Below are 26,586 nucleotides of genomic sequence, written 5' to 3' on the forward strand. Positions count from 1 at the left end.
AGATACGAAAAATACGACTTTTATCTAATAGCCGTTGTGGCAAAATCTACCACATAAGGAAGTGCAAGTTAAAACATGGAATGTTTGACATAAGGACGCGGAAAAGCGCCACATAAAACAATAAATAATAAAACAATAACTAAAAAAGAAGAAACTACAGCGCAAAAAAGCCCGAGCCTAGCTCGGGCTTTTTTTTAATCATTCCACTTTGAGTTTTGCATGCTAAACATCGAGTGGCAAAATATATCAAAAAATCAGTTTAAAATTCATTCAATGACATCGCATTCAACATGTTAGAAATATGCGGTTTTGTGTCGCATAAAGTATCGAAACATATAAAAAATTTATAATGGAATCGATGTGAAAAAAAAGGCGCTATTATCGTCATGAAAACCTGACGAAGTCGGCCATCTCTTTTTGCAATTGGGACGATTTTCCCTTAATATAATGCACTTGCTGTAGTGATGCACGGCAGTCAGCTGATTTATCAGTTGATTCGTATCAAAAGTTAACTTTATAAGCATCTCGGAGAAATCGAATGGCTTTAACAAACGCAGATCGCGCAGAGATCGTTGCAAAATTCGCTCGCGCTGAAAACGACACTGGTTCACCAGAAGTTCAAGTAGCTCTTTTAACTGCTCAAATCAATGATTTACAAGGTCACTTCAAAGAGCACAAACACGACCACCATAGCCGTCGCGGTCTTATCCGTATGGTTAACCAACGTCGTAAGCTTCTTGACTACCTTAAAGGTAAAGACGCTACTCGTTACAGCGCATTGATTGCTGCTTTAGGTTTACGTCGTTAATTCGATTTAAACTTTTATTTTCGGACTATTGCATGCTTAGTGCTGTATTACTGAAAACTAAAGTCTATCCAACCTTGGTTGGATAATGGGGAAGGGGCGTTGATTCGCTCCTTCTTTGTGTCTCAAATTAGTATTTTTAATTAATGTTTTTAATATCTAGTGAGGTCGGCTTCTAAGCTTTGTCATTTATGTTGCAGCGTTTGGGGCGTTGAGTGAATGCCAAACCTTAGGGGTCTCCACTAGAATAAAATCAGGAAAAAATAAAACATGTCGATGTTTAATATTATTCGTAAAGAATTCCAATACGGTCAGCATCAAGTTGTCCTAGAAACAGGTCGTGTTGCGCGTCAAGCGAACACTGTAATCATCACTATGGGTGGTGTACAAGTTCTTGTTGCCGTTGTTGCTCAACCAACAGCTAAAGCAGGTCAAGACTTCTTCCCATTGACTGTTAACTACCAAGAAAAACAATATGCTGCAGGTCGTATCCCGGGCGGTTACGGTAAACGTGAAGGCCGCGCGTCTGAAGCTGAAACTCTTATTTCACGCTTAATCGACCGTCCAATCCGTCCGTTGTTCCCAGAAGGTTACTACAACGAAATCCAAGTGACTGCGACTGTGATTTCTTCTGACAAAACGATGGATGCTGACATTGCTGCAATGTTAGGTACATCTGCTGCACTTGCAATTGCGGGTACGCCTTTCCGTGGTCCAATCGGTGGTGCGCGCGTTGGTTTAATCAACGGTGAATACATCCTTAACCCGAACCACGAACAGCTTAAAGAATCTGACCTTGACCTTGTGGTTGCAGGTACAGAATCTGCAGTATTGATGGTTGAATCAGAAGCGAAAGAACTTTCTGAAGACCAAATGCTTGGCGCTGTATTGTTCGGTCATGACGAAATGCAAATCGCGATCCAAGCGATTAAAGAATTTGCTGCGGCTGCTGGTGCAACAGAGTCTACTTGGACTGCACCTGCGAAAAACGAAGACCTTCGTGCAAAATTAAAAGAAGCGTTTGAAGCGAAAATCTCTGAAGCATACACAATCGCTGTTAAACACGATCGTTATGCAGCACTTGATGCGCTTCAAGCTGAAGCTGTTGCTCAATTTGTTCCAGAAGAAGACGTTGACGGTATCGCTGACGACTTAGCTGAATTATTCGAAGACCTGAAATACCGTACAGTACGTGACAACATCTTGTCAGGTAAACCACGTATTGATGGCCGTGATACTAAAACAGTTCGTGCGCTTGACGTACAAGTTGGCGTGTTAGACCGTGCTCACGGTTCTGCATTATTCACACGTGGTGAAACTCAGGCGTTGGTAACAACAACTTTGGGTAATACACGTGATGCGTTAATGGTAGATACATTAGCGGGTACGAAAACTGACAACTTCATGTTGCACTACAACTTCCCTGCATACTCTGTAGGTGAAACTGGTCGTGAATCTGGTCCTAAACGTCGTGAAATCGGTCACGGTCGTTTAGCGCGTCGTGGTGTACAAGCTGTACTTCCAGCAGCTGACCGCTTCCCGTACGTGATCCGTATCGTATCGGACATCACTGAATCTAACGGTTCATCTTCAATGGCTTCTGTATGTGGTGCTTCTCTATCACTTATGGACGCAGGTGTTCCACTTAAAGCGCCAGTTGCTGGTATTGCGATGGGTCTAGTCAAAGAAGGCGAGCGTTTCGCAGTGCTTTCTGACATCTTGGGTGATGAAGACCACCTTGGTGATATGGACTTTAAAGTAGCCGGTTCTGCAAACGGTATTACTGCACTTCAAATGGACATCAAGATCGAAGGTATTACTGAAGAGATCATGGAAGTTGCATTGAACCAAGCGTATGCAGGTCGTATGCACATCTTAAATGCAATGAACCAAGTAATTTCACGCGCTCGTCCTGAAATCTCTATGCACGCGCCTACATTCCAAGTGATCAACATCAACCCTGATAAGATCCGTGATGTGATTGGTAAAGGTGGCGCAACGATTCGTGCGATCACTGAAGAAACTAAAGCAGCAATCGATATCGAAGATAACGGTACAGTTCGCGTATTTGGTGAAACTAAAGCGGCTGCTTCAGCTGCTGTTGCGAAAATCCAAGCGCTTACTGCTGAAATCGAACCAGGTACAATCTACACTGGTAAAGTGATTCGTATCGTTGAATTTGGTGCGTTTGTAAACATCCTTCCAGGTACTGATGGCTTACTTCACATCTCTCAAATTTCTAACGAACGCATTGCGAACGTTTCAGACGTATTATCTGAAGGTCAAGAGATCAAAGTACAAGTTGCTGATGTCGACAACCGCGGTCGTATCAAATTAACCATGAAAGACATCGAACAAGCTTAATGGTTTGTTGATTCACAGGGTTTCGGCTCTGTGAATGGATTCTAAAAAGCCTTGAGTGCAGTCAGAGTATGAACTTTGACTTGCTCAAGGCTTTTTTTATGGCATCATGCAAAAAGTAAACACAATAATAAATGAGATATGCAAACCTATTATTTTTTTCAGCATCCAACAGCCGCGCATATCTATGTGCAAGACCAAGTGCAATGTGAGCATCATCCTGAACTTGAGCCTGAGTTTATTTGGATTGATTGTACCCGTGAAGATGTCGTCAACCGCCCAGAGCAATGGCAGCGTGAGATTATTCAGGCGTGTGATCTACGGGTCAATGAATATCATCTGTGGGATATTTTAAATCTAGAGCATCCGTGTGCCTTTGACACACTCGATGATTACGATTTATTAATTTTTAGAAAAATGGTCACCCCCGATGACCAAATTGCTGCCGGCGCCGATGCGCTTGAAAAGCATGAGCGGGTCTTTGGTTTGGCGACCACCCCGATCAGTTTTTTGATCACGCCCCAAGTGCTGATCACGGTGCGCGAAAAAGGCAACAAAGCCATTGAAAGTTATATCCAACGGATTGAAACCTTAATTTCTCGGCCGATTGATGAACAAAATAAACCACGAAAATTAGCCCTTACACCCTTAGATTTGGCATTGCGCTTACTGAATAATATGGTGGATGGATACTTGGATTTACGTGTTCCATTGACCCGCCGTGTCGAGTTTTGGCAGCAAGAATTGCTGCAAGGGCATCGGCGTTTTACCAAGTGGCATCAACTGTTGCAGGAAAATATGGCTTTTCAGCAAGTGGAAAATTTGTGTGAAGAGCAAATTGAAGCCTTGCAAGAACTGCGTGATGAAGTTGTGGATAATTACCCACATTTGAAAGGCAAAAAGCGCAGTGAAAAGCAGGATATCATGCTGGTTCGCGTAGATGATTTAACCAGCCATATCGAACGCATTCAAAAACACACCACACGATTACGCAGTGCCGTGCAGGCCGCCATTGATCTGCATTTTTCAGCCGTTGCTAACCAAACCAATGAAAATATGCGGATTCTGGCGATTATTACGGCAATTTTTGCACCATTAACCTTATTAACTGGTATATACGGTATGAACTTTGAGTTTATTCCGGGACTCAAATCGCCAACCGGTTTTTGGATCATGCTCGGCATCATGCTGATGACCACGATTTTACTACTGTATTATTTTTATCGACGGCATTTGGTCGGGCGCGGTGAAAAAAGTGTGATTGATATGTTGGCACAGCAGCACGGCGATCAACACATGAATCTGTTTTGGTTTATGGATTATGAACCAATCAAACAGACGGTGAAAGGCACAGTCAAAGGTACGGTTAAAACCATGAAAGAAATTGAGAAGCTGACGAAACTCAAATAATTCGTGTCAGCTTCTCTGATGAGTGGGTCTGCTTTAAATCCTTTGATAACTTCGAGACTCACCAAGGGTGCATATTTGAGTTTGCCTTTGCGTTTTAAGCACACTTCGACCAAGGGCTTGTACGGCATTGGGCGTATTGCAGTAAGTGTTCCACTATACGTCCCGTCGGCATTTTTGACGATGGTCACATCACCGCGTGAATATCCTGTTTGGTCATCCATGGTTTTTCAAATACTCGTTTATCACTGGCATGTAATAGACTACTGAAACTGCGTAATGCCACCCAATAGGACATGATGCATGTGCATGATGAATCCTTTGTCATGATGTAATTGTTTTACATTTTGTTTTTTAAAGAATCTGCAGTACAACGCGATTTGACCGATCCTTATGGTCTTAGCAATTCAATTGCTTAGCCTCGTGGGTTGTACTGCGAACGACATGCATCATGAAAATTCCCCTATACGAGTCGATATCTCAAGATATATCATCATTTTCATTACTTTTCAGTAAGCGATAAATTTCATCTTTTAGCTTTAATTTCTTACGCTTAATGGTCTCAATATCCGTGTTGTAGTGATTAACAGGATCTAATTCCAATTGAATGATTTCGCGATCCAACTCATCATGTTCTTCAAAGATCCGCGCAAAATGCGGATTTTCATCACGTAACTGAGTGACCAAATCACGGTACTCAGGAAACATGTTTTTGACTTTTTTATTGCAATCTCGTGTTTTCATGGTTGTCGATCATTTCCTCTACAAGAAAAAAGAAAAACGCCCTGCAGGACAGAGCGTTCACGAATACATTTAGTGCGAATGAAGCTGTTGGTGTTTCACTTGGCGACGTAGTTGTTGGACTTCATCAATCAGGTCGAGCATCATGGCGACCGCAGTAAAACTGGCATCGAAATCTCGTTGAAGCCGATAGGCACGCCGTGCGCGAGATATATCATCGCCAAAAAATTGATGAATCCTGTCTTCTGAACGGCTAGGCAGAATATCGTATTCGAGTAGTTGCAGAACCCATTCTGGACTTTGCCCACAGGCAGAGGCAAAGTGTTGTAGATCAAAACTACTTTTTTCGTCTACGATTTCAGTCTGTTTACATCCGTCACAGACAATTTCACGATAATGAATTGTTGTCATGGTGCTCTCCTTAAGACTGTCGTGGATTAAATGACGGAAAAGCTTGAGCAAAAGCCGCATAAGCTTGTTGCTCTTGTTCTGTTTGTGCAGCTGGTATCACTATATTTAAAACCAGGTAAAGCTGTCCGGGTGTTTTGTTTGGTATCCCTTTGTCCTTTAATCGTAGCTGCTGTCCAGTACGCGCATTTTTAGGAATCTGTAGCTCTAATGTTTTGCCATCAGGACTGGTAAATGCAATTTTTTGACCCAATGCTGCTTCCCAAGGACTGATATTCAGTTGTTGGAAAATATCAGCACCTTCTACACGGGTTTGCTCGGTTTGTTTATACAAAATTTCAATGTATAAATCACCAGCAGCTCCACCGTTATAGCCAGCTTGCCCTTGGCCGGAGAGTCGAATTTGTTGACCTGATTTCATGCCTGCAGGAATTTTGACTTGTAGGGTTTTACGTTGAACTTCAGGCTCACCATGGGCATTTAAGCTCGGAATCTGCAAGGTGATATTCTGCGTTGCACCATGAAATGCGATTTCTAAATCCACTTCTAAACTGGCGTGTTGGTCTTCACCACGGAAGCTCTTGGTTTGGCGGTTTGCACGTTGATACTGATAGTCACCGCCACCAAAGCCTTGCCCAAAACGACCAAACAAGTCTTCAAATCCACTAAAGTCCGCATGCTGACCATCAGTCGTCGATTGGCGATAAAACTGAGATTGGTCAAAACCATCTTGGTTGCCAGCATTAAACCCAGCAAATCCTTGAGGATGATCGAGTTCAAAATCGTATTGTTTTTTCTTTTCGGCATCACTCAAGGTGTCGTATGCAACATTAATCGCTTGCATACGCGCTTCAGCATCAGCCTCTTTACTGACGTCAGGGTGATATTTACGCGCCAATTTTCGATAGGCTTTTTTAATTTGATCTGCCGAAGCATCTCGGGCGATCCCTAAAGTTTGATAGTGATTGTCTGGCATACTCTCTGTATAAATATTGATCATGTTTAAATCAATATAGAAGGGTTCATCAAACTGTCATAGGGGCAAACAGCATCTTATTGTTTCAAAACATGACAATAAAAAAGCCTCACGAGGAGGCTTTTAAAAACACATTTAAAATTAATATTTTATCCAAGTGACACTACGACCAATCACAGATACACCAACATACCCACGTATAGTTAAATGTTTTCCTGAAGCACTAAGTCTTGCTTTGCCTTTATAGATTTTTCCACCAATCGGGTCCAGAACTTTACCGTTTTGGAATTCACGTGGATTTTTTGGATCTTGTTTAAAGTCCCAAATAAATGGCAAGCCGATAAAAGGTTTATTTTTCAATTCACCTGGGCAGTTCGAGCAGACGCCCATTTTTTCAGTGCCAGGGACATTGCGTGTGGTGACAATGATGCCTTCATAGCTTCCATCGGCTTTTTTGCGAATTTCAACGTCTGCACGCGAATATCCTGTACGGTCATCGACGGTTTTCCACTTCCCCACTAGCGGATCGGTTTCCGCAGCGATTGACAATCCTGACAAAGTGCTAAGTAGTATTCCGGCAAATAATTGTTGATATATTTTTTTCATTTCATCCCCTGAAAATTCAGAATTGTGTTTTTAGAGTAACTTGCCTAAGTTATATATAAAGTCCTACAAAATCAATGTGATAGTTTGTGATGTATTTGGCATATTTTTTTAAAACACTGCTTTAATATGGAGTTTTTACTCTAATTTTTAAGTTAAAAAATGGCCTTTAATGATTTAAAGGCCTCGTGCTTAGTTTTTGACCCAAGTGACATTGCGTCCAATTGCAGAGCCTTCAGTACGACCATTGATGATCAAATGCTTACCATTATTCATCAAACGAGCGCGTGCATTGTAGTGCTTGCCTGATTTGGGATCGAGCATCACTCCACCCACAAATTCATTGGGCTTTTCTGGATCAGCGCTTAGGCCGCTTAAAGTGGTTAAACCGACCATGGGTTTATTTTTCTGAGCACCGGTGCATTGCGTGCATGTCGAAACATTTGCCGTTCCCGGTACGCTTCGGCTTTGGATAATAGTGGCCGAATACAGGTCATGCTTATCTTTACGAATCACCACATCGGCAAGGGAATAACCTGTTCGATCATCAATGGTTTTCCATGTCCCCACTAAGGGGTCAATCGCTGCAAAAGCAGAGGATAAACTGCAGATGGAGAACATGCCGAACAGGATAGAAGGGAGGAATTTAACAGCCATACAATTACCCACATTACACAAAAAGCGGATGCCTAAAACTTAAAGGCATAAAAATATTATGGGTTTAATGTAGCCTGAAATAATATGAATATTCTAGTGATTTTTTAAGAATTGGTATTTATATTTTGAGCCAAAACATGAACGAGTTGGCGCTAAATGAGGTTTATGCTGAACGTCTACGCACTAGTAAAATAGTCGGAATTCATCTCAAAGTCGATTATTATCGGCATGATGAACTCGTCTGGAGTTGAGTTCATCATGCCAATGAAAGCCGAATGGCCGCTTTAGTTGACGCGGATCCAGGATACCGTCCGGCCGAGAAGCGTGGTCCCGACATACCCTCGAAGTGTCAGGACATTGCCGCGCGCATTCAATTGCCCTTTACCTTGATAGGTATTGCCTGAAAGTGGGTCGATCACCTTGCCATCGGTATAGGCATTCTCTTTTGCATTATGTTTAAAGCCAGAGAAGATCGGTAAACCAATTAAGGGTGCATTTTTGAGTTTACCTTCGCATTTTTCACAAATCGTGGTGACAGGGCGGTTAGGGATGGCATGTACTTTGGTGATTTTACCGCTATAGCTGCCGTCTTTTAATTTGGTGATTTGGACTTCAGCACGGGCATAGCCTGTTTTGTCATCTATGGTTTTCCATGTCCCGACGAGGTCTGCTGCATGTGCTGTTATTGGGCCAAAGTAGAACATGGCTAAAGCAATAGCGAGTGTTTTGAGTTTCATAATTTATCCAGTTTTTTTTACATTATTTTTCTATTAAAAATAAAGCTTTGTTGGTTTTATTGACTTTATTTCTGGCGCGATTCTACTCGAAAAAAAATTGATCGCAAATACAGCTGATCATGTTGAGGTTCTAAAGTTCGAAACCATTCGACTAAGCGGAAGAAAGTAGCTGTTTTGAATTTAATCGGAATAATAAAAAAGCACCCCGAAGGATGCTTAGATTTAGGCTTTCAATCATCACGATGATTTAGCTGAGGTGTTGACCAAAAAGGGATAAAGCTTCTTCTGCCGTAAAGGTATATTTTGTATTACAGAATTGGCAGTCCATTTCAATTGGGTTTTGAAACTCTAGAGTTTCACGAACTGCAGCAACACCAATTTGTTCAAGTGCTGTCGCACAGCGTTCTTTTGAACATGTGCAGCCAAATTTTAAGGCTTCAGTTTCAGGTAGACGAACTTCTTCTTCGTTATATAAACGATATAAAATTTCGTTTGCAGATAAAGACGTTAACTCTTCTGCTTTTAATGTCTCGGTCAGCATGGTTAAACGTGGCCATAGATCTTCATCAACTCGGCGTTGTTCTTCTTCGCTGTTACGCGGCAATAACTGGATCAGTAAACCACCTGAACGGCTGTTGCTGCTTGCTAAGACGATGCGTGTCGGGATCTGTGCAGATAGATCATAATATTGCATCAAGCAACCCGCTAAAGTCGGTTTGTCTAAAGGTACAATCCCTTGATAACGCTCACCAAATTCAGGCTCGATATTAATGAAAAGTACTGGGTTTACCAAGGCTTTGAGTACCGTGCTGCTGTCTTCAGCGGTTTGAAAGTGCGGGTCTTCTTCATAATCTGCAAGTGCGCGAACTTCACCGAGATGATTACATTCCGCCATTGCCCATTTAAAAGTGCCTGCAGCCTGAATTTGTAAGCTAATACGACCTTTAATTTTTAAGGTGCTGGCCAACAAGGCAGTCGCGCTGAGCATTTCACCCAAGAGAATTTGTACAGCAGGTGCATAGTCACGCTGTGCAAGAATCGTTTGTAGGGCTTCTTCAAGATGAACCACTTCTCCACGAACAGGGCTATCTTCAATAAAAAAGCGTTGGCGTAAATCTGACATAAAATTCTCCATAACCCTGCTTTAATGGTGACGATATTGTAAAACACAAGTCATTCATTATCATCTCTTGTGACATCAATACGATGACGTTGTAAGCTGCGTTGTAAATCAACACCTGTAGGTTTTTCAAGGGCTTGCGCATCGCTTTCAAACAAATGTTCCAGTTCAGCTAAAGCGTTACGATGCGTTTCATAAATTTTTTGTTCATCGGTATAGATTTGCTGCTGTTGAGTCAGCAGTTTTTCATCATAATCACGGAACAATTCGATACTTTTATAGGCATCTTCATCGCTGATGCCTAAGTCGCACAGCATGTGATAGGCCATTCCTAAAGACGATAAATAGGTTTCACGCCAAATATGCTCAATCCCCAAATCACGCAGCAGATGCACCTGATGACGGTCACGCGCACGGACCAATAATTTTAACTGAGGGTAATTCAGGCGAATATGACGCGCCACGTTCATCGAGTCTTCAATATCATCTATGGCAAGGACGAACACTTTGGCATGTTCAATGCCCGCAGCGCGTAAAATATCTGGTTGTGTGGCATCGCCATAATATAGATGACCACCATAATTACGTACGAAATCGACTTTGTCTAAGTTGCTATCAATGGCGGTAAAAGACAAATGCTGTAAATGCGCCACACGAGCAATGATTTGTCCAAAACGTCCAAAGCCCGCAATAATCACAGGATTATGTTCATCCGGAATGTCGTCATATTCGGGGATGGTTTTTGGATTAAAACGTGGCAAAATTTGTGATTGTATTAACCAGTACAACATAGGGGTCAACACCATCGACAAAGTGACGATGAGGGTTAATGGCTCCAAAATGGCTTGCTGTACGACATTTTCACTTTTCGCCACACTAAAGACCACAAAGGCAAATTCACCGCCTTGAGCCAAACAGGTCGCCAGTAAAATACTGTTGCGCCATGAATTTTTAAGATAACGCGCAATCGCCGTAAGTGACGCCATTTTGATGAGCATCAGTGCCAATGCACCACCGATAATGAACCATGGCATTTCAACGAATAATGACAGTTCTGTGGTCATGCCCACGGTCATAAAGAACAAACCAAGTAAAAGCCCTTTAAACGGAGCAATACTCGCTTCGAGTTCATGGCGGAATTCCGAGTCTGCCAATAGCACGCCAGTCAGAAATGCTCCGAGTGTGGTACTGATGCCCAGTACATCCATCAACACCACGACACCCAGCACAATAAATAAGCCAACAGCAGTGATCAGTTCATGCGCGCCACTTTTCGCGACGAAACGGAAAAAAGGCCGCATTAAGTATCGACTAAATAAAAATAAGCCTGAAAAAGTCGCAATGATGGCAGCGAAATAGGCGATTCCGTGATGTGATGATTCTGTACCTGCGAGCAGGGGGATGACTGCAATCAGGGGAATTGCGGCCATATCTTGAAACAGCAAAATCGAAAAGGATTGTTGCCCATAGGTGGTGTTTAATTGCTGTTTTTCACTCAGCATCTGCAAGACAAAGGCAGTAGAGGAGAGTGCCAGAGCGAAACCGATAACGATACTGGCTGCAATGCCTTGTTGTAAGGCAAAAAAACTGCCTAGCGCTAAAAGCAGACCGGTCAGACCGACTTGTAAACTGCCCATGCCGAAAATAGAACTACGCATACTCCATAGCCGCTGTGGACGCAGTTCGAGGCCGATCAGGAACATCAGTAAGATCACGCCAAACTCAGCGAGCTTTTGGATCGCTTCGGGATCACTGGCAATGTTAAAGACATCGGGGCCGAGCAAAATACCAGTGAACAGATATCCCAAAACCGTTGCAATACCAAAGCGCTTGAGCAAAGGGACAAGCAATAAGGATGCGCCAAGGAAAATTGTGATCTGTAACAGTAGTGACATTTACTCGTCCTAGAGTTGTGTTTTTGGTCGAAAGTTACAATTCAGTATGACTGATTTTTCAGACTGAATTGTACGCGTTTAACTGAGTTCCTGTGGGTCTATATCGAGGCTCAATTTCATATTTGATGGCTTGTTATGCAAGATGTTTTGCCACCAATAACGCAGATAATAATGTAAGCGCGCACGATCTGTAGACAGTAAAACCATGTGGGATTGATAACGTCCCGCTTTGCGCTCCATCGGGGCAGGAATCGGCCCCCAAATGTCAATAATTCCAGCAGAGTCCTGACGCAGCAATTGGGCATGTTGCTGTAAAAATTCAGTATTGAGTTCTTGGTTTTTGGACTCACAGCGCACCAATGCGGCATAGCGAAACGGTGGCATTTGTGCCATTTCCCGTTCTTTCATGGTTTCTTTGGCAAATTTTCGATAGTCCTCATTGACCAAGATATTCAAAAGCGGATGGTCGGGTCTTAGGGTTTGTAAAAACACATCGCCTTTACGTTCACCACGGCCGGCACGCCCAGTGACTTGTACAATGAGCTGTGCAGTACGCTCGATGGCACGGAAGTCCACACTCAGTAGACCTGAATCGATATCTAAAATCGCCACCAAGGTGACGTAAGGGAAATGATGTCCTTTGGCCAGCATTTGTGTACCGAGTAAAATGGCAGGTTCGCTTTTTTGAATCTTGTCATAGATTTTTTGCCAACTGCCGACCCGACTGGTGGAATCACGATCGACCCGTATAACGTCATGCTGCGGAAATAGCTCATTTAGGCTTTCTTCAACCTTCGCTGTACCCATACCCACGGATTTCAGTTCTTGGTGATTACACTGTGGACAATGCTCTGGCATACGGTGAATGGTGCCGCAGTGGTGACAATGTAGGTGTTGATAGGGTGTGCGGTGTACCGTGAAATTGGCATCACAATGTGGGCATTTAGCTTGCCATGCACAACTTTCACAAATCAGTACAGGTGCATAACCCCGGCGGTTTAAAAACACCAATACTTGCTCTTTTTTTTCAAGCCGTTTACGGATTTCACCAATCAAAAGTTGGCTGATTCCATACTGTTTCTGTGCCACTTTCAAATCAAGGATGTGCATTTTCGGCATGACCGCAGTGCCCGCACGTTGGTTCAATTCCAGTACGGTCATTTTGCCTTGTTTCGCCAGTGCATAGCACTCGATACTAGGCGTGGCAGAACCTAAAATGACAGGGCATTGTTCCAGATGCCCACGGTAAAGTGCGACATCCCGAGCGTGATAGCGAAAGCCTTCTTGTTGTTTAAAGGACAGATCATGCTCTTCATCAATCACAATTAAACCTAGATTCGGCAGTGGGGTATAAATCGCAGAACGCGTGCCTAAGATAATAGACGCCTTGCCCGTTTGCGCCGCTTGCCAAGCTTGCATACGTTTTGAATCGTTCAACCCCGAATGTAGTAGGGCAATATTGCAATGAAAACGTGATTGGAAACGGCTAATGGTCTGTGGGGTGAGTCCAATTTCAGGTACCAAAACCAAGACCTGTTTGCCTTGCTTAAGAACCTCTTGCATGATTTGTAAATAGACTTCGGTTTTACCGCTGCCGGTCAGACCATCAAGTAAAAATGCCTGATATTGATTACGCGCCTTTAACACCCGATCAATGGCTTTCTTTTGCTCAGGATTTGCAGTGAGTGGCATTTGCGCCATGCTCATGGGCATCGGGCTAAAGTCCTGTTCCGCCAAGACACATTGGCAGATGCCTTTTTTCTCTAATGCTTTGAGTGTCGCGGTTTCCACACCTGACAAATTTAAAAGATTTTCACCTGTGCCTGTGGGATGTAATTTTAGTATTTTATACGCCTCTTGTTGACGCTCTGAACGTTTAATTTTGGCTTCAGCATTATGGTCAATCAGATTCCATGTCCGTGCCAATAAATTATAGGGCTTTCCTTGGCGTAACAGCGTCGGAAGGGCACTTTGCATCACTTCACCAATCGGAAATTGGTAATACTGTGCAGACCATGTCAATAAATTTAAAACTTTCTCATCTAAAATGGCACGATCATCAAGAAGTTCGGTAATGGCCTTGAGTTTAAATCTTGAATCGAGTGGTGCATCGGGAGCAATTTTTTCCACGATGATACCGGTCAAATTTTGCCGACCAAAAGATACAGCAACGCGTACACCTACTTCAGCTTGTTGGTATTGCTCTTGGCTTAAGCTGTAATCGAAGCAGTCGTATAAATATACCGGAACGGCGACTCGAACGCGGTAAATAGGTGTTGAAATGCTCGCTGAATTTGCCATAAAACGTGGATAAGTTCCTGATTAAATTTCGTCGTGATCGTAAAGGAGTTGTGTTAGAGTGAGCTCATATTTTATATCTAAGAATATGAATGATTTTGATGGTCAGACGCAACTGCGCTGATAGAAATTTTGGAAAATTAGAGCATTACAATGCCTGCATATCAGTTTACTGCCATAGACGCTTCAGGGAAGCAGCAGAAGGGTGTACTTGAGGGTGATTCTGCGCGTCAAATTCGTCAACAGCTCAGAGATCAGTCACTCATTCCAGTTGCTGTCGATCCGATAGAGCAAAAAGACAAACACGCGCAGCAGCGCTGGTTTCAAAAAGGGCTGAATGCCTATGACTTGGCTTTATTAACTCGCCAACTTTCAGTTTTGGTTGCCGCTGCGATTCCATTAGAAGAAGCGATCCGTGCTGTGGGAAAACAAAACGAAAAAGCCCATGTGCAAAACCTGTTGATGTCGGTGCGTTCTAAAGTTTTGGAAGGGCATTCTTTAGCCAACGCACTACAACAAGCGGGACGCTTTCCTGAACTGTATATTGCCACGATTGCAGCAGGTGAGCGTTCAGGTCATCTCGATCTCATTCTCGATCAACTTGCCGATTACACCGAAAACCGCTTCGCCATGCAAAAAAAAGTGCAGGGTGCGATGATTTATCCTATCATCCTGATGTTAATGTCTTTCGGTATTGTGATGGGACTCATGACCTATGTGGTCCCAGATATTGTCAAAACCTTTGACCAAAGCAAAGATGCCTTGCCGTGGATAACGGTCGCTTTAATGAAAGCCAGTGATTTTATTCGAATGGCCTGGCCATTTTTATTGGTCGGTAGCGTAGTCTCGATTTTTCTCTTGGTTCGATTCCTCAGAACAGCGGCGGGACATTATGCCTTTGACCGATTGACCTTGAAATTACCGTTATTTTCCAAACTGTCTAAAGGCATTAATGCCGCTCGTTTTGCCAGTACCTTATCGATTTTAACCAAGTCTGGCGTGCCTTTGGTCGATGCTTTAAAAATTGGCGCAGCGGTCAGTAATAATTGGGTGATTCGAGATTCGGTCAACCTTGCGGCAGAGAAAGTAACAGAAGGTGGTAATTTAGCAACACAGCTTGAGCGAAGTGGTTATTTCCCACCGATGATGGTACAAATGATCAAAAGTGGTGAAAGTTCAGGCGAATTAGACCGGATGCTAGAACGTGCGTCGACGATGCAAGACCGAGAAGTGACGACTTTAATTTCAACTTTATTGGCGTTACTTGAACCGCTGATGTTGGTATTTATGGCGAGCATTGTACTGGTGATCGTGATTGCTGTGATGCTGCCAATCGTGAATATGAATAATATGATTTAAGACATTCGAACAATGATGTGAACAGAGATTTGTAACATGCAAGTGAAGACAAAAAATATGAAGCAACAAGGTTTTACTTTAATTGAAGTGATGGTGGTCATTGTCATTTTAGGTGTTTTGGCAGCGCTGATTGTACCGAACGTGATGGGCCGTGGTGAAAAAGCCAAAGTCGATACTACGGCGATTACTTTAAAAAGTGTCGCTGGCTCATTAGATCAATACAAAATGGACAATGGTAAATTCCCTTCAATGCAAGACGGCGGATTAAATGCTTTGGTCACTAAACCTGAGTCTGCTAAAAACTGGTTGCCAGGTGGCTACATCAAAGGTGGCTATCCAAAAGACAGTTGGGACAATGACATTCAATATGTGATTCCCGGTTCTGAAGGCCGTCCTTATGATCTTTATTCATTTGGTGCGGACGGTCAGTCTGGTGGTGAAGAAAATGATGCTGATATTTACTATAAACACTAACTGAGAATAATTATAAATTCAGTTTTAATGGAATTAATCACTTCACTTAATAGGGTGTTTCAATATTGAGTGAAGTGATAATAAATCTTAATTATAAAATTAATATTAAGTTGTTGAATTTACTTTAAATTATATAATATAAAATATGTGATATTTATAATAAGAATTATTCCCAATTTTATTGATTACAATAATCGTAAAATATGAATAAATATAGGCTTTTCATTTAAATAAAACCGAGCATAATATCTTTTATGGTACTTTTTTAGCCATGGAGGATAGTATGAAAGCATTATTATTAACGGATGAAATTAACCAATTTCATTGGTCTATGCTGAAATCTGTTCTTTTGATTTTAAGTATTCTGCCGACCAGTCAAGGCATTGTGTATTTATGGCAAAGCACTGAGGGCAGTAGCCAAATTATGGTGGGCTTCTTTGCCATGAGCTTAATGAGCTCATTACTGGCTTTAAGTTTTTGGTCTGCATTAAAAGCGACTGTGGCAAATTTAAAACAAGAACATGCATCTGCCATCGAACAAATGGTTGTTCGTCTTTACCGATATATTCCAATGGTGTCTTTAGCTGCCATGCTTTCCTATTTAGTTACGCAGTTATAACCCCAAAATTAAACCTTCCAAACTGGAGCTTGCTCCAGTTTTTTTATGTCTCGTGCTAATGAACAGTTAGCCTACATCAAGGCATACTTCTACATGATACGCGCTCTAACATGACCTTGCTTTGTCCGTTTTGACGCATCGAATGTCTGCTTCACATATCGTCAGCCTGAATCAAATTTTTATAATGCATAGATAGCCAGATGAAGCATAACAAAGAAAAGCAAGAGGAAAAGATGCAACAGATTGATTGGCAAGATTTTTTGAAAGTTGAATTACGTGTGGGGAAAATTGTACAGGCGGAAGTCTTTGAGCAAGCACGTAAACCTGCGTACATTATTTATGTGGATTTTGGAGAGGAACTGGGCATTAAAAAATCCAGTGCGCAAATTACACAGCTATATCAGCCGGAAAATCTATTGGGAAAATTGGTCGTTGCCGTCGTGAATTTTCCAAAAAAACAAATTGGTCCAATCCAGTCAGAGTGTTTGGTCACAGGTTTTCATAATGCAGAGGGGCATGTTGCTCTTTGTGTGCCTGATGCAGAGATTCCCCTAGGCACCAAGTTACTTTGAAAAAGTAGGGTGAACTGGCACCCTGAAAGTTTATCAATAAAAAACCGAGCTTTGGCTCGGTTTTTTGATCTTTTGTAGCGGAATCAACGGCGTGATTTAAAAGAAATATCAACTTTACGCGGGCGATAAATCCAACCGAGAACCAATAACAAGAATGAGAAAATCAACACAGGCCAATCACTTAAGCGAGTGTAAAGTGTTTCGCCTTGCATGGCAGGTAAATCACCACGCAGTACTGCATCTTTATCCATCGGTGCCTGTTTCACAATGTGACCATTATGATCAATAAAGGCGGTAATACCTGTATTGGTTGCACGAATAAACCAACGGCCATTTTCTTTGGCACGCATTTGAACCATTTGTAGGTGCTGATGTGGGCTCGCTGTTCCAGTAAACCAAGCGTCATTGGAAATAGTCACCAAATAGTCACTTTGACTGGCATTACGGCGCGTTAAGTTGGGATAAGCCACTTCATAGCAAATCGCTGCACCTAAATCATGACCTTTAACATTCAAAGGCTTTTGGTTGTTTGCACCACGTGAAAAGCCACTCATCGACGGGTCATTTTGTAGGGCAGGCAGTACCCAACTTAACATCCCTGAAAGCGGAATGTATTCACCAAAGGGAACTAGACGTTGCTTCTTGTATAAACCAGAAGATTCATCACCAGTTGCCATGATGGTGTTGTAATACATAGGGTGTTGGTTTTGCTGTGATTCTGCCAGATCCCAATAGGGAATACCTGTCACCCAAGCCGTACCTGTTTTATTGGCTTGGACTTTCATCGCATCCAAAAACGGCTCTATATCGGTTTGGAACATTGGAATGGAGGATTCTGGCCAAACAATGACATCACGGCCCCATTCGGTCCGACTTAATGACGCATATTTCATTAAGGTTTGAGCTTGGTATTCTGTTAACCATTTTAAATCTTGTGGAATATTGCCTTGAATTAAGGAAACACTCAGCGGTTTTTCATTTTTAGGCTGAACAAATTGCAATTGCGCTGCACCCCATGCACCGAGCAAAACAAGGGCAGAGGGAACAATCCAAAAGATGCGTTTACGCAGGATTTCAACCAAGGCGCAGGCCAATACAATGACCGCAAAAGATACTCCAAAGATCCCGAATAATGGCGCATAGCCATCGAGGAATCGTTCAGTAAATGCATAACCTGCAAACAGCCATGGAAAACCGGTAAAGACCCAAGTTTTACTCCACTCGAAAAACACCCACAGTGGCGCAAAGGTCAGTGGGGTTTCTGGAAAGAAGCGGCGGTAGAGCCAACTCTGAACTGCGGTAAACAGCCCCATCACAATCGCCATAATGGCAATCATCAAAACACTCAGTGCTGAATTGGTATCACCATAGACATGGATCGAGGTATAGAGCCAAAAAGCCCCAACAAACCATAAGCCAAAGCCATACGCTAGACCAATGAAAAACGATTGTTTAGGTGCACGTTGACTTAGGCAGGCATACAGAATGGCTGGAGATAAAATTGCCAACCACCAATAATGATAAGGTGCCAGCGACAAGCTGAAGATGGCACCTGAAAATAATGCAATCAGCAAAGGATAGATGAAAGGTAGCTGTTTTTTTTGTTGTGAGTGGTTTAGCAGCTTATCAAAGTAGGTTCTCATTTACGGACAGCTCGGATCAGATGAATAGTACGTGCATCTGCCTCCAAAATGGTAAATTCCCAGTTTTCAAGTTCAATCACTTGACCTTGTAAATCACTGACCAAGCCCATTTCTTGTAGCAGTAAGCCGCCCACAGTTTCTACTTCATCATCTGAAAAATCAGCATCTAAAAGATTGTTAAAGTGTTCAATTGGTGTAAGTGCTTGAACCAACCATGTATTTGCACTTAACGGGTCTTCATCTGGAATGATAAATTGAGCTTCTTCATCAACTTTGTCGTGTTCATCTTCAATTTCACCCACAATTTCTTCAAGAATGTCTTCTAAAGTCACTAAGCCTGAAGTTGTGCCATATTCATCAATCACAACAGCGATATGGGTTTGGGTATTTTTCAACATACGTAAAACTTGGTCAGAACGCGCGCTCTCAGGTACAAATAAGGGTTGGCGCATTAATGCACGAATATCGACTTTGGTGGTCGGTTCTGTCAAAAATGGCAACAAATCTTTGGCCAATAAAATACCGACGACATTGTCTGGCTGGTCTGAAGAAAAGACAGGGAAACGTGAGTGTGCAGATTCAACAAGTACATGCAAAATATCTAATAACTCATCATCTTCTTGTAAGCTGATCATCGCAGTACGGGGGGTCATGACCTCGCGGATTTTAGTTGCAGGTAAGTCGAGTACCCCTTCGAGCATGGCAACTGTATCGGGTTCTAAGAAGCGACGTGAATCTTGTACCAATTTCAACAGTTCGTCACGGGTTTCTGGTGCAGTGCCCAGCCATTTACGTAAGCCGCGCATGCCCCACGACGGGCCGGATTCCTCTTGCATGATCTTTCCTAAAGACTCTTAATATCTAATAAATGATGATTTTATCATACCGTAGAAAATACAGTTGTCTATTGTTAATGTTGATCTAGATGATGAGCGATCAAGTCATTTTAAGACGTTATCATCTGCATTTTTCAAGCTAACATTCGGTCGTTAGGATTATGCTAAAATAGCCCTAGATTTTAATACTGAGTTTTCTAATGTCTGAGCCTTCTGTGCCCCCATCAATTCAATTAAACACCCGTGGCTTACGTTGCCCTGAGCCTGTGATGATGTTGCATCAAGCCATTCGTAAATCAAAATCGGGTGATATTGTTGAGGTTTTTGCAACAGATAATTCGACCTCTTGGGATATTCCGAAATTTTGTATGCATTTAGGTCATGAGCTTTTGCTTCAAGAAGAACGTCTTGATGAAAATGGAAATAAAGAATTCCATTATTTGGTTCAGAAAGGTTAATTTAAGAGATTGTAAAAAATAATAATTATTAAGATGTTACATTTTTATTAATAAAATAGGCTGGTCAAGTTTGATGGCTAGCCTATATCATTCGCAGCATAATTATACAAAGTTTAAAAAACAGACTTTTAAAATGTTAAATTCGATTGCTCTTATACTTGAAAAATTAGGCTTATCCGCCCAAAAACGTGCCATTCATGTGCAATTTTCCAATCCTGCGTTGAATGAAGAGCTTTTTATTCAACGTATTGATGGGGAGCATGTCTTAAACCAAGGCCTGCAAGCGACTTTGATTTGCCTATCTACGAATGCACTTATTCCACTAAAACAATTTATTGGCGTACAAGTCGCCGTTGATCAAGTGACCGATCAGGGCGAACTCTTCCGCACCACGGGTATTATTACCGAAGCCACCCAAGGCCAGAGTGACGGTTCACTCACGCTGTATAAACTCACTTTAGAAGATGCAACATCGCTGTGGCATAAACGCAGGAACAGCCGTGTGTTTATGAACAAATCGGTGCGCGATGTCAGTGAAACTCTCTTTAAAGAATGGCAAAGCAAAAGTCTGCTCTTTGCTGCCAGTCTAACGCTAGATCTAAGCGGTTTAAGTCAGAACTATGATGTACGACCTTTCATCATGCAGTCGAATGAAAGCGATTATGACTTTTTAACGCGTCTTTGGCGCAGTGAAGGCATCAATTGGCTCATCGATGAAGCGCAATTGAAAGTGATGCATTCCAGTAGCCCGATCGAAAAACAAAAACTCCGCCTGATTGATGACAATAGCCAATATCAAGCACTCAGCCGTCGTAGTATCCGCTTTCATCGCTCTAGTGCCACAGAAAAACAAGACAGCATCACCAGCTTGATCGGTGAACGTAGCATTCAACCGACTGCGGTCCATGTGCAGCGCTGGCAAGCCGATGGACTGAGCCAAGAAGAAGGCGCAGGCTCAGTTCAAAGCAAACATCAGCATAGCCAAACCCAAGACAATGCCAGTTTAAGTTTGGAACAAGCATGGCATATCAGCCCTGCATGGATGCAAGACTTAAAAGGCGAAGACCAAGCTACCGCTTCATCAAACAGTCAGATTGAAAAACTGAATCAAAACCTAACGCGCTATCACGAGCTACAATCGAAAAAATTCAATGCACAATCGACTGTGCGTGATACACAAGTCGGTTATTGGTTTGAATTGAATGAACACCCAGAAATTGATCAACACAGTGGTGCAGACAAACAATTTTTAATCACAGAAAAGAAATTCTATAACCAAAATAACTTACCCAAAGACCTTACTGAACAAGTCAATCAACTGATTGAACAAAGTCAGTGGAACATTAAACCGATCCATGAACAGGCCGAGCGTCAGGCCAATCAGCTCACATTACAACGCCGCAATATTGCGACGGTTCCTGCATATAACCCACTCGAACACCGTCCAAGCACCCATCCGCAACGGGCTAAAGTCGTTGGGCCAAGTGGTGAAGAAATACATGTCGATGAATGGGGGCGTATCAAAGTCCGCTTCTTATTTACCCGTGGTGATGATCACAGCCATGATGGTGGTGCAGGCAGCAATGACAATGATATGGATTCTGCATGGGTCGATGTACTTACTCCATGGGCAGGTGAAGGTTATGGCGCACGCTTCTTACCGCGCATTAATGAAATCGTAGTTATTGATTTCTTTGACGGTAATATTGACCGACCATTTGTAGTGGGGCGCATACATGAAGCACAGCGCAGTCCAACCCAATTTGATAGTAAAGGCAAACTGCCAGACACCAAAAAACTGGCTGGAATAAAAAGTAAGGAAGTCCAAGGTGAAGGCTTTGGACAACTTCGCTTTGATGACACGACTGGACAAATCTCAACACAATTACAAAGTACCCATGGCGCCACTCAGCTCAACCTAGGGAACCTCAGTCATCCCAAAGAAACCGCAGAAAGTGAGGGAAGAGGCGAAGGTTTTGAACTGAGAACCGACCAATGGGGCGCGGTGCGTGCAGGTCAAGGGTTATTGGTTAGTACACACCCACAACAACAAGCAGCAGCAATGCACCTCGACGCACAAGCTGCAAAAGATCAAATCGAAGCCAACTTAAACAGCAGTAAAGCTTTAAGTGAAGTGGCGAAAAATCAACAAACTGACCCACTTGAAGTCTTGGATAACCTAAAAAACTTTCTTGGACAAATTGAAAAAGGCAGTAAAGAAAAGGCGGATGCCTTTAAACAAGCCTTAATGATTTTATCTGCACCAAACTCAATTGCTGTGAGTAGTCAGGAAGATATTCATCTTTCAGCGGATGGGCAGATCAGCCAAAGTGCAGGCGATAGCATCAACCTTAGCAGTCAAAAATCCTTGATTGCCCATGCACAAAGCAAGATCAGTCTATTTGCAGCACAAGAAGGTTTACGCGCGTATGCAGGCAAAGGCAAAGTTGAAATCCAAGCCCAAGGAGATGGGGCGGATCTGATTGCACGAAAAGGTATTCAAATTATTTCCACGGAAGATAAAGTTGAAATCAAAGCAAGCAAAAAAATTGTTTTAGTTGCTGGTGGTAGTCAGATTGAAATTAGTAGTGCGGGTATATTGCCTACTACTAGCGGTAAGTTTGAGGTGAAGGCAGGGCAGCATAAGTTTGTGGGGCCTCAACAAGTAAATGTTCCAATCACAACCTTGCCAAATGAACTGAAAAGCTTCAGTCAACAAATTAAGGTCATAGATCATACTCAAAAAATAATGCCAAATGAAAAATATGTGATTGTAAAACCAAATGGAGAATACTTGGCTGGAATAAGTGACATTAACGCAATGACAAAACGTATTTTTACTCAGCAGAAGGAAAAATTAAGAATTTTGGTTGGTCAAGATGCTGAAGATTTTTTAAAGGATAATAATTAAATGAGTCAAATGGTTGATACACAAGAAGGAAAGCCTGAAACTGAAATTAAAATTGATAATTATTCTTTGTTGGTTGGATTTGAAGCAAATTTAGCAGAAATAGCTTTTGTTGAACGCAAAGTAGGTATTTTAAAAAATAAAGTTGAAAAAGTTCAAATTTTGCAAGGGGAGGGTAGTGATTATGGCCATGCTTTCTTTTACATAACCAAAAATAATGTTGTGGAGGCCTTTTTTAGTTTTGGCCCAACAGAAGAGTTGGGAGATATAGAATATAAAAAAGGTGAAGAAGAGATAGACGGAAATGAAAAAATTTATGCAAATGGATACGTAAATAAAAGGCCAAGTACAACTTCTTATTTAATTTATGAAGTTGTTCAAATATTTAAAATAAATATCACGGAAAAAAAATTTCATAAAATTAAACAAAAAGTAGCAAAAGTTGAAGCGGCAGTGCTTAAAGGAAAACCTTATAATGTAATTTTGAATGATACCTGTGCTGAAGAAGCAGAAGATATTTTAGATGATGTCATTGATGACTTGCCAAATGGAAAAGGATACATTGAAATTGATGGAAAAATTCCCCCTTTTAGGGTGGTAAATCCATATATGTGGTGTAGTCAATTTTATAAAAAATATGGAGATAATGCTTACATTTATCCTGAATATCCCGAGGATGGTAAAGGTGTCGATTTATTTGATGCTGATGGTGAGCATGATTTCAGTGTATCATCGTGGAAGTTGGAAAATGGTCAACTTGATCCTTTGTTTGAGAATGGCTATTACGAAAATTAATTTCAAATCATACTTGTAAGGGATATGGAATGCGTATTTTTTTACTAGTAATCGTATGGGTAAGTACTAGTTTTTTCGGCTGTTATGCAAATAATAGTGTTAATGATAAGTCGATAAATGGATTGAATATGAATAATGAATTTATTTCAAAAAATAATATTAATTACCAATTATTAATTGAAAGAATTATTTTTTGTGTAAAAAATGGAGATTTTAATAAATCAGATTTAATGCTTGGTAAGTTAGAAATTTTAGCCCACAAAAATAATAACTTTAAGAAGGAGCAAGGAGTATATTTTAATATCCCGAACTTTCCAGACTTGCAAGTTAATTTAATTAAAAATGTTGGTGATTCTGAATGGAGTGTTATTAAATTACATAGTAAAAATGTATTTTATACTAAATTTATCCCAAAATTTAATGACAATTTTTTTGAAAATAATAGTTCTTTAAATTTTAAGAAAATTGATTTTGACTCAAGATTAAGTAATTATAGGTATATATATTCTTATGAGGGATTGTTTGATGTTATATTTATTGTAAAATCTGAACAATATAGAAAACAGAAGCATCCTAATAACTTTCAAGCGTTTGAAATAAGAAGGTAGTTGATTTTTTTATAATAATTTAAAATTAACCCGCCTAAGCGGGTTTGTTGTCTCAAGCAAACTCAATATTTTATAGGCTTATAAGTTTATTAAATAAAGATATTGGGTTTAAAGCTATCATTTTAAATTTTTGGTGAAATTAAATTACTTGTTTTAAAAAAATAATACTTAAATATAGATGGGCTTTGTTGCACAAAGAGTTCATAACTATATGATTTTAAAGGTTTTGATTATTTTTTGATCCAAAATTAAATTTATTTAAATCAGATGCTTACATATTTATGCAACAAAGCCTTTTAGGCTTAGTGAAATTATTTCTTTTAATTATTTATAAAATATCTAAATCTAATGGATATAAAATGACACATTGATAATTATTTAAAATAAACTAATTATGAAATTGATTTTTTATAGGAATTAGTTTTTTTGTAATAATATTTATTTAAAGAGTGTGATTGTATATTAAAAAATAAACCCGCATTAAGCGGGTTTATTTCAATCTCAAAAGAGATTACATATTAGGATAATTAGGACCACCACCACCCTCAGGTGTTACCCAAGTAATGTTTTGAGATGGATCTTTAATATCACACGTCTTACAGTGAACACAGTTTGCCGCGTTAATTTGGAAACGCTTAGAACCGTCATTTTCTTCCATAATTTCATAAACACCAGCAGGGCAGTAGCGCTGAGCAGGCTCATCCCATTTTGGTAAGTTCACATTTACAGGAATAGACACATCTGTCAGTTTCAAGTGAGCAGGCTGGTTCTCTTCGTGAACGGTATTCGATACGAATACTGAAGACAAACGGTCAAATGTAATTTTACCATCTGGTTTTGGATAATTCGGTTTGAAGTTCGCAGCATCGACAGTTTTTAAAGCGCTGAAGTCGGGCTGTAAGTCATGCAGCGTGAACGGCACTTTAAAGATGTTTTGATCAACAAAGTTGAACGCACCACCCATCCATTGACCAAACTTATGCATAGCAGGGCCGAAGTTACGAGAGTTATATAACTCTTCTTTCAACCAACTGTTGTTGAACTTGTCTGTGTACGCAGTTAACTCTTTAGCGAAGAAGTCTTCACCTTCAGTCACACGTGCAATGGCAAGGTCACCACCTTTTTCCACACCCGCAGCAATCGCTTCAAATACAGCTTCACCGCACAGCATGCCTGATTTCATTGCTGTATGAGAGCCTTTGATTTTCGCAAAGTTTAGGAAACCTGCGTCATCACCAATTAAGCTACCACCTGGGAAAGTGAATTTAGGTAGTGAGTTGAAGCCACCTTTTACAACCGCACGTGCGCCATAAGAAATACGTTTACCACCCTCAAGATATTGCTTAATCAGTGGATGTGTTTTCCAGCGCTGCATTTCCATAAATGGATACATGTGTGGATTGGTGTATGACAAGTCAACGATCATACCCAACGTCACTTGGTTGTTTTCAGCGTGGTATAACCACCAACCGCCTGAAGAACCTGTTTCACTTAAAGGCCAACCTGCACCGTGCATCACCAAACCTGGTTTGTGCTTAGCAGGATCGATTTCCCAAAGTTCTTTAATACCAATACCGTAATGTTGCGGATCAGCATCTTTATCTAAATTGAACTGAGCAATCAGACGTTTACCCAAATGACCACGACAGCCTTCAGCAAATAATGTGTATTTGGCATGCAGTTCATAGCCAGGAGTAAAGTTATGCGTTGGTTCGCCATCTTTACCAATACCCATGTCGCCAGTCTGAATACCTTTCACAGTCCCGTCTTCATGGTAAAGAATTTCAGATGCTGCAAAGCCTGGGAAAATAGACACTTCTAATTCTTCAGCTTTAGCACCTAACCAGCGAACCACGTTACCTAAAGAAATAACATAGTTGCCATCGTTATGCATGGTTTTTGGCACCATCCAATGCGGTGCTTCTTGTGATTTTTCATCAGACAATAAGAAGAAGGTTTTATCTTCAGTCACAGGCACATTTAACGGTGCGCCTTGTTCTTTCCAATCTGGGAACAATTCATTCATCGCGCGGGGTTCAAGCACAGCACCCGATAGAATATGCGCACCCACTTCGGAGCCCTTTTCCACGACACAAACGGACAGATCGTTTAGGTTATTTTCAATTGCAAGTTGACGAATTTTAATCGCAGCAGATAGGCCGGCAGGACCTGCACCGACGATAACTACGTCAAACTCCATCGATTCACGTTCGATGTGTTCCATGTAGGACTCCTCATATTTCGGAAGGTGGCATCCATTCAATTCATTTAAATGGTGCTGCCATGAGTGTTCTTAATGCCCAGAC

General features: G+C 41.4%; 23 protein-coding genes. 11 read left to right on the forward strand and 12 right to left on the reverse strand.

What is annotated here, in order from left to right; all coding sequences use genetic code 11:
- Positions 1 to 538 precede the first annotated feature (538 nt).
- The 3 genes from rpsO (at position 539) to MST16_RS01685 (ending at position 4,576) form a co-directional block, all read left to right on the forward strand.
- Complete coding sequence (gene rpsO, locus MST16_RS01675) at positions 539 to 808, forward strand: 30S ribosomal protein S15 (RefSeq protein WP_005007057.1); 270 nt, start codon at positions 539 to 541, stop codon at positions 806 to 808.
- A gap of 273 nt (positions 809 to 1,081) precedes the next feature.
- On the forward strand, positions 1,082 to 3,169 hold the full coding sequence (gene pnp / locus MST16_RS01680) for a polyribonucleotide nucleotidyltransferase (RefSeq protein ID WP_171262611.1): 2,088 nt from the start codon (positions 1,082 to 1,084) through the stop codon (positions 3,167 to 3,169).
- 138 nt (positions 3,170 to 3,307) lie between these two features.
- Positions 3,308 to 4,576 carry a magnesium transporter CorA family protein gene (locus tag MST16_RS01685; RefSeq protein ID WP_180010245.1) on the forward strand — a complete coding sequence of 423 codons (1,269 nt, stop codon included), beginning with the start codon at positions 3,308 to 3,310 and terminating at the stop codon, positions 4,574 to 4,576.
- A gap of 477 nt (positions 4,577 to 5,053) precedes the next feature.
- Here the strand turns inward: MST16_RS01685 and MST16_RS01690 are convergent, their stop codons facing one another.
- From MST16_RS01690 to MST16_RS01730, 9 genes are all read right to left on the reverse strand, one after another.
- Positions 5,054 to 5,317 carry a YdcH family protein gene (locus tag MST16_RS01690; RefSeq protein ID WP_180002890.1) on the reverse strand — a complete coding sequence of 88 codons (264 nt, stop codon included), beginning with the start codon at positions 5,315 to 5,317 and terminating at the stop codon, positions 5,054 to 5,056.
- A gap of 69 nt (positions 5,318 to 5,386) precedes the next feature.
- Entirely contained in the window at positions 5,387 to 5,725 is a 339-nt protein-coding gene (locus MST16_RS01695) for a chaperone modulator CbpM (RefSeq protein ID WP_078189792.1), read from the reverse strand.
- A 10-nt stretch (positions 5,726 to 5,735) separates the two neighbouring features.
- Complete coding sequence (locus tag MST16_RS01700) at positions 5,736 to 6,698, reverse strand: DnaJ C-terminal domain-containing protein (protein ID WP_180010275.1); 963 nt, start codon at positions 6,696 to 6,698, stop codon at positions 5,736 to 5,738.
- Between the two features lie 141 nt (positions 6,699 to 6,839).
- Positions 6,840 to 7,304, reverse strand: a complete 465-nt coding sequence (locus MST16_RS01705; RefSeq protein WP_078192815.1) for a DUF2147 domain-containing protein — start codon at positions 7,302 to 7,304, stop codon at positions 6,840 to 6,842.
- A 189-nt stretch (positions 7,305 to 7,493) separates the two neighbouring features.
- Positions 7,494 to 7,958: a DUF2147 domain-containing protein gene (locus tag MST16_RS01710; RefSeq protein WP_168377964.1), complete on the reverse strand. Its 465-nt coding sequence runs from the start codon at positions 7,956 to 7,958 to the stop codon at positions 7,494 to 7,496.
- A 284-nt stretch (positions 7,959 to 8,242) separates the two neighbouring features.
- A complete protein-coding gene (locus MST16_RS01715; RefSeq protein ID WP_180010246.1) occupies positions 8,243 to 8,695 on the reverse strand; it encodes a DUF2147 domain-containing protein in 453 nt (150 codons plus the stop codon).
- Between the two features lie 247 nt (positions 8,696 to 8,942).
- Complete coding sequence (gene hslO / locus MST16_RS01720; protein WP_078189788.1) at positions 8,943 to 9,818, reverse strand: Hsp33 family molecular chaperone HslO; 876 nt, start codon at positions 9,816 to 9,818, stop codon at positions 8,943 to 8,945.
- A gap of 50 nt (positions 9,819 to 9,868) precedes the next feature.
- Complete coding sequence (locus MST16_RS01725) at positions 9,869 to 11,710, reverse strand: monovalent cation:proton antiporter-2 (CPA2) family protein (protein ID WP_180010247.1); 1,842 nt, start codon at positions 11,708 to 11,710, stop codon at positions 9,869 to 9,871.
- 78 nt (positions 11,711 to 11,788) lie between these two features.
- Positions 11,789 to 14,011, reverse strand: a complete 2,223-nt coding sequence (locus tag MST16_RS01730) for a primosomal protein N' (RefSeq protein ID WP_180010248.1) — start codon at positions 14,009 to 14,011, stop codon at positions 11,789 to 11,791.
- 150 nt (positions 14,012 to 14,161) lie between these two features.
- Between MST16_RS01730 and gspF the strand changes: the two genes are divergently transcribed.
- The 4 genes from gspF (at position 14,162) to MST16_RS01750 (ending at position 17,032) form a co-directional block, all read left to right on the forward strand.
- On the forward strand, positions 14,162 to 15,367 hold the full coding sequence (gspF, locus tag MST16_RS01735; RefSeq protein ID WP_078189785.1) for a type II secretion system inner membrane protein GspF: 1,206 nt from the start codon (positions 14,162 to 14,164) through the stop codon (positions 15,365 to 15,367).
- Positions 15,368 to 15,403: 36 nt separating this feature from the next.
- Positions 15,404 to 15,841, forward strand: coding sequence for a type II secretion system major pseudopilin GspG (gspG, locus tag MST16_RS01740; RefSeq protein ID WP_078189784.1), 438 nt, complete (start codon positions 15,404 to 15,406; stop codon positions 15,839 to 15,841).
- Positions 15,842 to 16,124: 283 nt separating this feature from the next.
- A complete protein-coding gene (locus tag MST16_RS01745) occupies positions 16,125 to 16,460 on the forward strand; it encodes a hypothetical protein (protein WP_180010249.1) in 336 nt (111 codons plus the stop codon).
- Positions 16,461 to 16,693: 233 nt separating this feature from the next.
- Positions 16,694 to 17,032, forward strand: coding sequence for a tRNA-binding protein (locus MST16_RS01750; RefSeq protein ID WP_180010276.1), 339 nt, complete (start codon positions 16,694 to 16,696; stop codon positions 17,030 to 17,032).
- Positions 17,033 to 17,115: 83 nt separating this feature from the next.
- On the opposite strand, the gene lnt is transcribed toward MST16_RS01750, so the two are convergent.
- Positions 17,116 to 18,675, reverse strand: a complete 1,560-nt coding sequence (gene lnt, locus MST16_RS01755; RefSeq protein ID WP_180002894.1) for an apolipoprotein N-acyltransferase — start codon at positions 18,673 to 18,675, stop codon at positions 17,116 to 17,118.
- A complete protein-coding gene (locus MST16_RS01760; protein ID WP_078189781.1) occupies positions 18,672 to 19,511 on the reverse strand; it encodes an HlyC/CorC family transporter in 840 nt (279 codons plus the stop codon). Before MST16_RS01760 ends, lnt begins: the two co-directional genes overlap by 4 nt.
- 200 nt (positions 19,512 to 19,711) lie before the next feature.
- Between MST16_RS01760 and tusA the strand changes: the two genes are divergently transcribed.
- The 4 genes from tusA (at position 19,712) to MST16_RS01780 (ending at position 24,280) form a co-directional block, all read left to right on the forward strand.
- Positions 19,712 to 19,969 (forward strand): sulfurtransferase TusA, encoded by a 258-nt coding sequence (gene tusA, locus MST16_RS01765; protein WP_078189780.1) that lies wholly within the window; start codon positions 19,712 to 19,714, stop codon positions 19,967 to 19,969.
- A 133-nt stretch (positions 19,970 to 20,102) separates the two neighbouring features.
- The gene (locus MST16_RS01770) at positions 20,103 to 22,880 is read left to right on the forward strand and encodes a type VI secretion system Vgr family protein (protein ID WP_180010250.1); all 2,778 of its coding nucleotides are present in this window, start codon (positions 20,103 to 20,105) and stop codon (positions 22,878 to 22,880) included.
- On the forward strand, positions 22,881 to 23,672 hold the full coding sequence (locus MST16_RS01775; protein ID WP_180002896.1) for a hypothetical protein: 792 nt from the start codon (positions 22,881 to 22,883) through the stop codon (positions 23,670 to 23,672).
- Between the two features lie 128 nt (positions 23,673 to 23,800).
- Entirely contained in the window at positions 23,801 to 24,280 is a 480-nt protein-coding gene (locus tag MST16_RS01780; protein ID WP_180010251.1) for a hypothetical protein, read from the forward strand.
- 511 nt (positions 24,281 to 24,791) lie between these two features.
- On the opposite strand, the gene MST16_RS01785 is transcribed toward MST16_RS01780, so the two are convergent.
- Positions 24,792 to 26,504, reverse strand: a complete 1,713-nt coding sequence (locus tag MST16_RS01785) for an electron transfer flavoprotein-ubiquinone oxidoreductase (RefSeq protein WP_180002900.1) — start codon at positions 26,502 to 26,504, stop codon at positions 24,792 to 24,794.
- Between the last annotated feature and the right edge of the window lie 82 nt (positions 26,505 to 26,586).

It is taken from the genome of Acinetobacter sp. YH16040_T (genome assembly GCF_024605785.1).
Taxonomy (GTDB): domain Bacteria; phylum Pseudomonadota; class Gammaproteobacteria; order Pseudomonadales; family Moraxellaceae; genus Acinetobacter; species Acinetobacter amyesii.